Consider the following 11,855-nt stretch of genomic DNA (forward strand, 5'->3'; position numbering starts at 1 on the left):
CGGGGTCGTTGGTGCGCGAGATGTCCCATTTGTTGAGCGCATCGCCCATCGTCGCGCTGTGCACGGTCGGCAGATGCGCATGGAGCAGCCCCGCGCGCTCGAGCTGGCCGAGGATCGCCATGATCCCGCCCGCGCGGTGGACATCTTCCATATGGACGTCGCTCTTCGCCGGCGCGACCTTCGACAGGCACGGCACGCGACGCGACAGCCGGTCGATGTCGGTCATCGTGAAATCGACGCCCGCCTCGAAGGCGGCCGCGAGCAGATGCAGCACGGTGTTCGTCGATCCGCCCATCGCGATATCGAGGCTCATCGCATTTTCGAACGCCTCAAAGGTCGCAATATTGCGAGGCAGCACGCTGTCGTCGTCTTCCTCATAATGACGACGGCACATTTCGACGACGATCCGTCCAGCGCGCAGGAACAGCTCCTTGCGGTCGGCATGCGTTGCGAGCGTCGAACCATTGCCGGGCAGCGACAGCCCCAGCGCCTCGGTCAGGCAGTTCATCGAGTTGGCGGTGAACATGCCCGAGCACGAGCCGCAGGTCGGGCAGGCGGACCTCTCGATGGTGTCGAGCAGCTCGTCGCTCACCGCGTCGTTGGCCGAGGCCGACATCGCGTCGACCAGGTCGAGCTTGGGGTGGACCAGGCCCTCGACGGCGACGGTCTTGCCGGCCTCCATGGGCCCGCCGCTGACGAAGACGACGGGGATGTTGAGCCGCAGCGCGGCGATCAGCATGCCCGGCGTGATCTTGTCGCAGTTGGAGATGCACACGATGGCGTCCGCGCAGTGGGCGTTGACCATGTACTCCACCGCGTCGGCGATCAGCTCACGGCTCGGCAGGCTGTAGAGCATCCCGCCGTGCCCCATCGCGATGCCGTCGTCGACGGCGATGGTGTTGAACTCCTTGGCCACGCCGCCGGCCTTCTGGATCTCGGCCGCCACGATCTTGCCCATGTCGCGCAGGTGGACGTGACCGGGCACGAACTCGGTGAACGAGTTCGCGATCGCGATGATCGGCTTGCCGAAGTCGGAGTCGGTCATGCCGGTGGCACGCCACAGGGCGCGGGCACCGGCCATGTTGCGACCGGAGGTCGACGTGGCGGAGCGGAGCGTGGGCATGCGTCAAGGGTACGCCGGGCGCGTCCCGCGCCCGCCTCGGTCGGTCACCGGGCGAGACCGCTCCGGGCACTAGCCTGGCAGCCATGGCTTCCGCACCCGTCGCATGGCAGCGCTACGCCGCGGTCCTCTTCGACCTCGACGGCGTCATCACCCCGACCGCGGTGGTGCACATGGCCGCCTGGGCCGACCTGTTCAACGGCTTCCTGGCGACGTACGACGGCCCGGTGGCGCGACCCGCGCCGTACTCCGACGCCGACTACTTCGCCCATGTCGACGGCAAGCCCCGCTACGACGGGGTCCGGGACTTCCTGGCCTCCCGCGGGATCGTGCTGCCGGAGGGCACCCCGGACGACCCGCCGACGGCCCTGACGGTGTGCGGGCTCGGCAACCGCAAGAACGACGCCTTCAACGCCGTGCTGGAGCGCGACGGCGTCGAGGCCTACCCCGGCTCGGTGGCGCTGCTCGACCACCTGCGCGAGCTCGGCATCCCACTCGCGGTGGTGTCCTCCTCGGCGAACGCCCCCCATGTGCTGGAGGTGGCCGGACTGCGCGACCGGTTCCAGACCGTCGTCGGAGGCGATGTCGCGCACGCGCTGAATCTGCGCGGGAAGCCCGCACCGGATACCTTCGTCCACGCCGCCGCGGCACTAGGTGCCGCGGCGGAGGCGTCGGTCGTGCTCGAGGACGCCGTCTCGGGGGTCCGCGCGGGCGCCGCGGGCGGCTTCGGGCTGGTGATCGGCGTCGACCGTGGCGCCGGGGAGACGGCCCTCGCCGAGGCCGGAGCCGGGCTCGTCGTGGCCGACCTCGCCGACCTGGTCCCCCAGCACGCTCCCTGAGCACGCCCCTGAGCACGCCCTGAGGAAGGCACACGATGGTGAAGATCTCCGGTGTCGGCCCGGACCCGATGGACCGGGGCCGGTTCCCCGCCGACCCGTGGCGCCTGGTGGAGACGGGCTACGACCCCGCCGACCTGGGGCTGACGGAGACGCTGTTCAGCGTCGGCAACGGCTACCTCGGCATGCGCGGCAACCCCGAGGAGGGCCGGCCGTCGTTCGCGCACGGCACGTTCCTCAACGGCTTCCACGAGACGTGGCTGATCAAGCACCCCGAGCATGCCTTCGGCTTCGCCCGGACCGGCCAGACGATCGTCAACGTGCCGGACGCCAAGCTGATGAAGATCTACGTCGACGACGAGCCGCTCACCTTCGGCACGTCCGACCTGGAGCACTATGAGCGCTCCCTGGACTTCCGCGACGGCCTGCTGCGCCGCAGCATCGTGTGGCGCACGCCGTCGGGGAAGCTGGTGCGCATCGAGTCCACCCGGATGGTCTCGATGACCCAACGCCACCTGGCCGTCCTCACCCTCGAGGTGACGATGCTCAGTGGCGACGCCCCGGTGGTGATCTCCTCCCAGCTGCTCAACCGCCAAGACGGCAAGGACGAGTACCACACCCCCCACGACGCGATGGGCGGCGGCGTGGACCCGCGCAAGGCGGGCGCCTTCGACGAGCGGGTGCTGCTGCCCCAGATGAGCTACGCGACCGACGAGCGGATGCTGCTGGGCTACCGCTGCGCCCGCTCCGGCATGACGCTGGCGGTCGCCGCGGACCACCGCATGGAGACCGCCGACCACGTCGAGACGGTGGTGCGGGCCGAGGACGACCTGGCCAAGATGGTGTTCCGTGTCGACGCCCGCGAGGGCAGCACGCTGCGCCTGGAGAAGGTGGTCTCGTACCACACCTCCCGCGGCGTCCCCGTGCGTGAGCTCTCCGACCGCTGCGACCGGACCCTGGACCGCGCCAAGCTCCACGGCGTCGCGCACTACGAGGCCGAGCAGCGCGCCTGGTTCGACGACTTCTGGGCGGCCGCCGACGTGGAGGTCGACGGCCACGGCCCGGAGTTCGAGGCCCTGCAGCAGGCGGTCCGGTTCAACCTGTTCTCCCTGGCCCAGGCCAGCGCGCGCGCCGACGGCCTCGGCGTGCCGGCCAAGGGCGTGACCGGCTCGGGCTACGAGGGCCACTACTTCTGGGACACCGAGATCTACGTCGTCCCGTTCCTGACCTACACCCAGCCGGCGAGGGCCAGGAACACCCTGCACTTCCGCTCCGTGCTGCTCCCCGCCGCCCGCGAGAGGGCTGCCGAGATGGCACAGAAGGGGGCGCTGTTCCCCTGGCGGACGATCAACGGCGAGGAGGCCTCGGCGTACTACGCCGCCGGCACCGCGCAGATGCACATCGACGCCGACATCTCCTACGCCCTGATGAAGTACGTCCACGCCACCGGGGACGTCGGCTTCCTGATCCGCGAGGGCATCGACATCCTCGTCGAGACCTCCCGCATGTGGGCCGACCTCGGGTTCTGGCGGCACAACGGCGCGCCGACCTTCCACATCCACGGCGTCACCGGCCCCGACGAGTACACCACGGTCGTGAACAACAACCTGTTCACGAACGTGATGGCCCGCTACAACCTCGAGCAGGCGGTGGAGGCCGTCGAGCTGATCCGCGCGGACTACCCCGAGGAGTTCGCGCGGGTCCGATCGCGGCTCTCGCTCGAGGACGAGGAGGTCGAGGAGTGGCGCCGCTGCGCGAAGCGGATGCACATCCCCTTCGACGAGCATCTGGGCATCCATCCGCAGGACGACTTCTTCCTCGACCGCGAGGTGTGGGACCTGCCCAACACCCCCACCGAGCTGCGTCCGCTGCTGCTGCACTACCACCCGCTGGTCATCTACCGGTTCCAGGTGCTCAAGCAGGCCGACGTCGTGCTGGCGCTGTTCTTGCAGGGTGACCGGTTCACGCTGGAGGAGAAGCGGGCCGACTTCGAGTACTACGACCCCATCACCACCGGGGACTCGACCCTCTCGGCCGTCGTACAGTCGATCGTCGCGGCCGAGGTGGGCTACCACGAGGTCGCGCTGCGCTACTTCCACGACGCCTTGTACGTCGACCTGATGAACCTGCACGACAACACCGTCGACGGCATGCACATCGCCTCCACCGGCGGCGTGTGGGGTGCGCTGGTCTTCGGCTTCGGCGGGATGCGCGACCACTCCGAGCGGCTGTCCTTCGATCCGCGGCTGCCCGTGGAGTGGGACGCTCTGCGGTTCCGGGTGCGGTGGCGCGGGGTGCGGCTCGTCGTCGAGGTCACCGAGGACCGCTTCCGCGTCGCCGTCGACGACGTGGCGCCGGACGCGGTCCGCGCCACCGTTGCGCTGTGGGTCCGGGGCACGGAGTACGTCGTCGGCCCGGACGCCCCGCTGGACATCGCCCTCGAGCACCACGGCCCGCGCTCGCCCGGCCACGTCGAGCAGCCGCCGGTCGTCGGCGTCACGCGCTCGGACGGCACCACGATCACCGCCGCCGTGCCCGAGCCGATCAACCCGTCGCCGATCACCGGCGAGATCGTGCTGCCGCTGCTGCAGGAGGCCGACGTCCCGTGACGCCACGCCGCCCGGGCGGGGTCAGAAGCGGGCGGCCCGGACCACCATGACGTCCGGCAGGTCGGCGGCGATCAGCCGCCAGGAGTCACCGCTGTCGACCGAGCCCCAGACCGTGCCGTTGCGGGCACCGAGGTAGACCCCGGCCTCGGGCTCGGTGTCGGTCGTCATGGCGTCGCGCATCACCCCGACGTAGAACCGGTCCGGCAGTCCCTGCGCGAGCGGCTCCCAGCTCTCCCCGGCGTCGCGGGAGCGGTAGACCCGCGCCTTGCCCTCCGGCGGGTAGCGCCCGGCTCCGCCGCCCAGCGGGAAGACGTAGATGGTGTCCGGCTCGTGCGGGTGGACCACCACCGGGAACCCGAAGTCCGACGGCAGGCCGTCGGCGATCGACCGCCACGAGGCGCCCTCGTCGTCGGAGCGGTAGACACCGCCGTGGTTCTGGGCGAAGAGCCGCTCGGGGCGGGCCGGGTGCCGGGCGACCTTGTGGACGCACTGCCCGAACTCCGGGTACTGCTGGCCCTCGGGCAGGAAGTCGGCCCGGATGCCGCTGTTGCGCGGCGCCCAGCTCTTGCCGCCGTCCAGGGTCTGGTAGACGCCGCCGGTCGACAGCGCCGCCGTCAGCGACGCCGGGTCGCTGGGGTGGGGCAGCAGGGTGTGGAACGCCTGGCCGCCGAACCCGGCATCCCACTGCGGCCGGTGCGGGTGGTCCCACAGCGCGCGCTCGAGCGTCCAGCTCTCGCCGTCGTCCTCGGACCGGAAGACGGCGCCCGGCTCGGTTCCGGCCCACATCACCCCGGGCAGCGCGCCGCGCTGGAGCTGCCAGATCCGCGCCACGCTCGCGTCGACGTCGTCGGGGAAGGCGATCCGCGCCTCCTGCCAGGTCTCGCCGAGGTCCTCCGACCAGCGCACCAACGGGCCCAGCCACATCGACGAGGCACCGGCGTAGAGCCGGCCGGTCGCCGGATCGGGGAGACAGGAGTAGACCTCCTCCATGTCGAGATGGGGCCCGGAGAGCTCCCAGCTGTCGCGATCCTCCGAGTGCGCCAGCCAGAGCCCCTTGCGCGTCCCGATCATCAGCACCGTCGTCATGTCCGCACCCCTGCCCGTCGCCCGTGGTGGCCGATCTCTCTAGGGTGGCCCGGTGGCCGCCCGGTTGTCAGCAGCGTTCACCGAGAAATCTCCGGTGTGGCTCTCACCTGTGTGGCTCGTGCTCGTCGGGATCTCCTCGGTCCAGCTCGGCGCCGGCCTGGCCAAGACGATGTTCGACGAGGTCTCCCCCACCACGATCGTGTGGCTGCGGCTGTTCGCCTCGGCGGCTGTCCTGCTCGCCGTGGCGCGGCCCGCCCTGCGGCGACCGCCGGCGGACTGGCTCGTGGTGCTCGGCTTCGGCGCCTCGCTCGGCGTGATGAACTGGGCGATCTACCAGGCCTTCGCCCGGATCCCGCTGGGCATCGCGGTGACGATCGAGTTCGTCGGGCCGCTCACCCTGGCGCTGTTCGGGTCGCGGCGGCCGCGGGACCTGATCTGGATCGGGCTCGCGGCGATCGGGGTGCTGCTGCTCGGTCTCGAGCCGGGGGAGGTCACCTGGGCGGGGGCGGGGTTCGCCCTGCTCGCCGGCACCGCCTGGGCGGCGTACATCCTGTTGAGCGCGGAGACGGGCAAGCGCTGGCCGGGCATCGACGGCCTCGCCGTGGCGAGCGTCGTCGCGCTGCTGCTGCTGAGCCCGCTCACGCTGGGGCGGTACGCCGGCGAGCTGACCGCGATGCCCGTCTGGCTGGTCGGCGTCGCGGTCGGCGTGCTCAGCTCGGTCATCCCCTACACCTGCGAGCTGGTGGCGCTGCGCTCGCTCTCCCCGGGCGTCTTCGGCGTCCTGATGAGCCTGAAGCCGGCCGCCGCCGCGCTGGCCGGCCTGGTCGTCGTCGGCGAGCTGCTCACCGGTCTCCAGCTGGTGGCCCTGCTGTGCGTCGTGGTCGCCAGCGTCGGCATGACGCGCACCGAGCGGACGGTCGCGCCGACGCCGGAGTGAGCCGTCGCCTGCCCCTGGGGAGCCGCCGGGGGGAGCTGACGGGGTGAGAGGGTTCACACGCTCGTCATGAGATGGACATATCGCGCGACGTCGGGCACGCGTAGCGTGGGCGGAGGCATCGCCCGCTCTCTCCCCCACTGGAGTCGTCATGCCCTTGGGACGCACCCTTCTCTCCACCGCCCGTCACTGGTCGACGGCGTCGCAGCTGCGCGCGCGCAACAACGCCATGGCTGCCCTGGCCACGCTCGCGCAGCGCCGTGCCGAGCGCGAGGACGTCGAGTCGTTCCTCGCCCAGCTGCAGGCCCAGCTGCCGACCCGCCTGCCGGCCGTACTGCCACTGTCCACGCTGCGCTCCGCAGGCGCGCCCAGCGACACCGGCACCGAGGCACCGCCGTCGCGCGAGGCTGATCGGGCCGATCGGGCCGCTCGGTCCTCATGATCTGAGCCACACAGCGCCGATCCCCGCCGGTTCCTCCGGCAGAATCCCCGGCATGCCGACCACCCCCTCGGCCCTGGCGGCCGCCTCGACGATCGCCTACGCCGACGTGCTGTCCGATGACGGCACGACCATCCGCGCCTGGACCAACGATCCGGACGGCGTGATCGACGGGCCGACGGTGGTGCTGTGCAACGGCCTGGGCACCAACCCGTGGGCGTGGCCGGCGTTGCTGCAGCCCGACTGCGGCGTGCGGGTCGTGTCGTGGTTCCATCGCGGCACCGGCGGCTCGGAGCGGCCCGCGGACCGGCGCAACGTCGGCATCGACGCGTTCGTCCAGGACGCGCTGTCCGTCATGGACCACTACGGCATCGACCGCACCGTGCTGATGGGGTGGTCGATGGGCGTCAACACGATGTTCGAGCTCGCCGCCGAGCACCCCGAGCGGGTGACCGGCCTCTTCGCCGTCGCCGGCGTACCCGGCGACACGTTCGCCACGATGCTGGGGCCGCTGCGGCTGCCCCGGCCGGTCGCCCGCACCATCACGGTCAACTGGTCCCGTGTCCTCAAGGCGTCGGGCCGGGCCATCACCCCGGTCACGACGCGGTTGCCGATCGGACCGCGCACCATCGGCCTGCTGCGGCGCGCCGGCCTGATCTTCCCGGTGCCGCACCCGGACCTGGCCGCGCTCGCGCTGGCCGAGCTGCTCGCGACGCCGATCGAGTGGTACTTCCACCTCGCGTTGCGGACCGCCCAGCACGGCCGGATCTCGTTGCGCCGGATCAAGGTGCCCGTGCTGTTCGTCGGTGGCACGTGGGACCTGCTCGCGGGCAGCCGCCACATGGCCGCGGCGGCCGGCAAGGTCGTCGACGGCCAGTACGTCGAGCTGCGGGCGAGCCACTTCATCCCGCTCGAGCAGCCCGACCGGCTCCACGAGCTGCTGGTGGGCTTCATCGCCCGGGCCGGCGCGCCGGCCCCCACCACTCCAGGCACCCCGGGCACCTGACCGATCCGACCACCCACCGGCGCGCCGCCGTGGGAGACGTCAGGTGCCGGCGGTGACCTGGCCGCTCACCAGCGCCCGGCGCGCGGCACGTCGCAGCGTGGCGAGCACCGCGGGGCCCAGGACGACCACGGCCACCGCGGTCGTGACGGCCCGGCCCGTGTCCCAGCCGCCCGTCGAGGTGACGAGCGTGTAGCGCAGGAAGCGCAGCAGGTTCTCCCCCAGCGGCGCCGCCGGGTCGAAGGCGAGGTCGCCGCTCTCGTGCCCGGGGACCGCGACGCCGGCCAGCAGCGGCCACCCCTGCAGGTTGAGCAGCAGTCCGTAGACGTAGGCCGCCACGACGCCGTACGCCGCCAGCAGGGCGATCTCGGCACGGCCGGTCACCTCCCGGCCCAGCAGCCGGCGCGGCAGCAGCCCCGCGCCCAGCCCGACCCAGGCCGCCACGAGCATCTGGTAGGGCAGCCACGGGCCGACCCCGGCGGTCACGAGCGCACTGGTGAACAGCGACGTGCACCCGAGCACGAACCCGAACGCCGGGCCGTAGACCCGGCCCGCCAGGACGAGCAGGAAGAAGACGAGCTCCAGGCCCGCGACGCCGGCCGACAGCATGCGCAGCACCGCGTTGACGGCGCTCAGCACGCCGAGGATCGCCAGCACCCGCGGGTCCAGGCCGCCTTCGCTGAGCTCGGCCAGCACGACGACGATGACGACGGGCAGCAGCAGCAGGAAGACGAACGGCGGCCGCACCTGGCCGCCCACCGCCGTCGGGTCGTCGAGGAACAGCGGCCACATCAGGGTCAGCAGGCCGATCACGCTGGCCACGGTGAGCACGGCGGCGGAGCGTCCCGTCGCTCGGATCGCGCTCACCGGGCCGCTTCCTTCTGGGCCGGCTCCCGGGCGGCGAGGGCCGCGACCACCTCGTCGACGCGCAGCCAGGGGGCGCCCAGGACCTTGGTGACCTGAGGGGCGAAGGCCGGGGACTCGGCCACCACCCGGCGTACCTCCCCGGAGGAGACGACGTCGCCCTCGGCGAGTACGACCACGTCGTCGGCGACCTGGGCGGTGAACTCGACGTCGTGGGTGGCGACGAGCACCGTCCGGCCCTCGTCGGCCTGCGCGCGCAGCATCCCGGCCAGCGCCCGCTTGGCGCCGTAGTCCAGGCCGCGGGTCGGCTCGTCGAGGAGCAGCACCGGCGGGTCGCCCGCCAGGACCAGTGCCAGCGCGAGCGCCAGCCGCTGTCCCTCGGACAGGTCGCGCGGGTGCCGGTCGTCCGGGATGCCGGGCACCAGCCGGTCCAGGATCGCCCGCGTCCCCGGACCGCCGGCGGCGCACTCCTCGGCCACGGTCTCCAGGTAGAGCAGGTCGGCGGCGGTCTGCGGCAGCAGCCCCACCAGGTTCCGGCGTCGCGCTGCCGGCAGGGCGGCCGGGTCCTGACCCGCCACGTCGATGCGCCCCGCGTCCCGGCCGCGGGTGCCCTGCAGCGTCCACAGCAGGGTCGACTTCCCGGCACCGTTGCGCCCCATCAGCGCGGTGACCGTCCCCGCGCGCAGCGTGAGGTCCACCTCCCGCAGCGCCACGGTCGAGCCGTGCGTGACCGTGACCCCCGACGCGTCGAGTCCCGCCCCGTGGCCCCGCGAGTCCCCGCCCGTGGCCCCTTCAGTCCCGGGTCCTGGCCCCAGCCCGAGGCCGCGCGCCCGGCGGCGGGCCTCGCGGACGGTGAGCGGCAGGGGGTCCCAGCCGGCGGCACGACCGAGCTCCACGAGCGGAGGTACGACGGGCGAGTCGGCCAGCAGCGTCGCCGGGTCGTCGACCCGGACCCGGCCGTCGCCGGTCAGCAGGGCCATCCGGTCGGCGAACGGGACCACGCGCTCCAGCCGGTGCTCGGCCAGCAGCACGCTGACACCCAGGTCGTGCACGAGCCGCGTGATCGTGGCCAGGGCGTCCTCGGCGGCGGTCGGGTCGAGCGCGGAGGTCGGCTCGTCGAGCACCAGCAGCCGCGGATGCATGGTCAGCACGGCGCCGATGGCGACTCGCTGCTGCTGCCCGCCGGACAGCGTCCGCAGGTCTCGGTCGCGCAGGTCGGCGATCCCGAGCAGGTCCAGGGTCTCCTCGACCCGGCGGCGCATGGTCGCCGGCGGCAGGCCGAGCTGCTCCATGCCGTAGGCCAGCTCCTCCTCCACGGTGTCGGTCACGAACCCGGCGGCGGGGTCCTGGCCGACGTACCCGATCACCGCGGCGCGGTCGCGCGGCGGGTCGTGCACGATGCTGCGGCCGTCGAGCAGCACGTCGCCGTCCAGACGACCGCCCGTGAAGCGGGGCACCAGGCCGCTGACGACGCCGAGCAGGGTCGACTTGCCCGAGCCGGTCGGACCGGAGACGAGCAGCAGCTCGCCCTCCTCGATCGTGAGGTCGACGCCGTCGAGGACGCTCGCCGACCCCTCGTGGCGGAACCGGACGTCGCGCAGCTCGAGCAGGGGGTTCGTCATGCGGCCACCTCCGTTCGCGGTCCGGTCGATCGCTCCCCCTCGAGCGACCGTAGCCGCGGCAGCGGCGCGACCACGGCCGGAGCCAGGCCGACCAGGACCCCGGCGAGCGCCAGGAGCGTGACCTGGGGCGCCTCGGTCACCAACGGGAACGCGACGAGCGGCGCGTGGCGCCCCAGCCACCAGCCGGCGACGCCGGCCGCGAGCCCGCTCGCCGCGACCGCGGTCTCCTCCCAGCGCCAGGGGTCGGGGCGGTACACGGTGCGCGCCACCCGCCGCCCCGCCGCCACCAGGCCGACGGCCGCCAACCCGACGCCCAGCACCAGCATGGGAGCGGCCAGCATCCGGGGCGCGGTCGCGTCCAGCACGGCGTACACGCCGACGCAGACGCCGACCAGCCCGGCCAGCAGGAAGGCACCGGTACGGCGGCGTTCCGCGGCGGTGGCGCTTCCCGTTCGGCCGTAGCCGCGCGCGTCCATGCCGGCGGCCAGCGCCAGCGATCGTTCCAGGGCGTCCTCGAGGACCGGCACCATGAAGCGACGCAGCCGTCCCACCCGCCGGTCGTCCCCCGCACGCAGCCGCTGCGCGGCACGCACGCGGCGCACGCTGTCGGCCATCTGCGGAACCACCGTGACGGCCACGACGAGGGCGGTGCCGATCTCGTAGAGGGCCGGGGGCAGCGAGCGCAGCAACCGCTTCGGGTTGGCGAGGGCGTTGGCCGCTCCCACGCAGACGACGATCGCACCGAGCTGGAGGCCGTCGTACAGGCCCGCGAGCACCGTCTCGCGGGTCACCGGCCCGAGGAGCCGGATCCCGAGCACCCACTCGGGCAGCGGGATCTGCGGAAGGTCCACCACCACGGTGTCGCTGGGCACGGCGAAGCCGCCGCCGAACAGGATGCGGAACAGCAGCCGGGTCACCACGATCAACGCCGCCATCAGCAGGTAGAGCCGCCACACGGCGGCCCACGGCTGGTCGGAGCGGCGGGCGGTCACGACGACCGCCGCCACCCCGACCAACAGGAGCAGGATCCAGGGATTGCGCGCCTGCCCGGCGTACGCCGCCAGCCCGATCGCCCACAGCCACCAGGCGACCGGATGGAGGTCACGAGCCAGCCGCGCCATCCCTGCTCCCCTAGGCCCCGCGGCGTCGGACGAGCGTGATGCCGCCGACGGCGCCGAGCAGCGCCACGACCAGCACCGGCGGCACCCAGCCGGGCAGTCCGCCGTCGTCGTCGGTCGCAGCGACCGGCGCCGCGTCGAGGTCCGCGGGCTCCTCGGAGGTCGCCGAATCGCCTACCGCCGACTCGGTGGCCGTCGCGGCCGGTACGCCGGCCGTGGGGCTG

11 protein-coding genes are annotated in these 11,855 nt (G+C 72.9%); 5 read left to right on the forward strand and 6 right to left on the reverse strand.

Features of this window, described 5'->3' with window-relative positions:
• Positions 1–1,123, reverse strand: a 1,123-nt coding sequence (ilvD, locus tag VGE38_RS14990) for a dihydroxy-acid dehydratase (protein WP_331143356.1), incomplete at its 3' end; no start/stop codon positions are given.
• Between the two features lie 83 nt (positions 1,124–1,206).
• On the opposite strand from ilvD, the gene VGE38_RS14995 reads away from it, so the two are divergent.
• Positions 1,207–1,959: an HAD family hydrolase gene (locus VGE38_RS14995; RefSeq protein WP_331143357.1), complete on the forward strand. Its 753-nt coding sequence runs from the start codon at positions 1,207–1,209 to the stop codon at positions 1,957–1,959.
• 44 nt (positions 1,960–2,003) lie between these two features.
• Positions 2,004–4,565, forward strand: coding sequence for a glycoside hydrolase family 65 protein (locus VGE38_RS15000; protein ID WP_331143366.1), 2,562 nt, complete (start codon positions 2,004–2,006; stop codon positions 4,563–4,565).
• Positions 4,566–4,586: 21 nt separating this feature from the next.
• Here the strand turns inward: VGE38_RS15000 and VGE38_RS15005 are convergent, their stop codons facing one another.
• Positions 4,587–5,651, reverse strand: coding sequence for a beta propeller repeat protein (locus VGE38_RS15005; RefSeq protein ID WP_331143358.1), 1,065 nt, complete (start codon positions 5,649–5,651; stop codon positions 4,587–4,589).
• 94 nt (positions 5,652–5,745) lie between these two features.
• Here VGE38_RS15005 and VGE38_RS15010 point away from each other — a divergent pair, with 94 nt between their 5' ends.
• From VGE38_RS15010 to VGE38_RS15020, 3 genes are all read left to right on the forward strand, one after another.
• On the forward strand, positions 5,746–6,588 hold the full coding sequence (locus VGE38_RS15010) for an EamA family transporter (protein ID WP_331143359.1): 843 nt from the start codon (positions 5,746–5,748) through the stop codon (positions 6,586–6,588).
• Positions 6,589–6,736: 148 nt separating this feature from the next.
• A complete protein-coding gene (locus VGE38_RS15015; RefSeq protein ID WP_331143360.1) occupies positions 6,737–7,027 on the forward strand; it encodes a hypothetical protein in 291 nt (96 codons plus the stop codon).
• A 52-nt stretch (positions 7,028–7,079) separates the two neighbouring features.
• Positions 7,080–8,030 carry an alpha/beta fold hydrolase gene (locus VGE38_RS15020; RefSeq protein ID WP_331143361.1) on the forward strand — a complete coding sequence of 317 codons (951 nt, stop codon included), beginning with the start codon at positions 7,080–7,082 and terminating at the stop codon, positions 8,028–8,030.
• A gap of 39 nt (positions 8,031–8,069) precedes the next feature.
• Here VGE38_RS15020 and VGE38_RS15025 read toward each other — a convergent pair whose 3' ends face one another.
• The 4 genes from VGE38_RS15025 to VGE38_RS15040 all read right to left on the reverse strand — a co-directional run.
• Entirely contained in the window at positions 8,070–8,894 is an 825-nt protein-coding gene (locus VGE38_RS15025) for an ECF transporter S component (RefSeq protein WP_331143362.1), read from the reverse strand.
• Positions 8,891–10,513 (reverse strand): ABC transporter ATP-binding protein, encoded by a 1,623-nt coding sequence (locus VGE38_RS15030; RefSeq protein WP_331143363.1) that lies wholly within the window; start codon positions 10,511–10,513, stop codon positions 8,891–8,893. Before VGE38_RS15030 ends, VGE38_RS15025 begins: the two co-directional genes overlap by 4 nt.
• Positions 10,510–11,634: a CbiQ family ECF transporter T component gene (locus VGE38_RS15035; protein WP_331143364.1), complete on the reverse strand. Its 1,125-nt coding sequence runs from the start codon at positions 11,632–11,634 to the stop codon at positions 10,510–10,512. Before VGE38_RS15035 ends, VGE38_RS15030 begins: the two co-directional genes overlap by 4 nt.
• Before the next feature lie 10 nt (positions 11,635–11,644).
• A partial coding sequence (locus VGE38_RS15040; protein WP_331143365.1) for a hypothetical protein occupies positions 11,645–11,855 on the reverse strand: 211 nt, incomplete at its 5' end.

Origin of the sequence: Nocardioides sp. (assembly GCF_036405735.1) — a bacterium.
In the GTDB taxonomy this organism is placed as follows: Bacteria; Actinomycetota; Actinomycetes; order Propionibacteriales; family Nocardioidaceae; genus Nocardioides.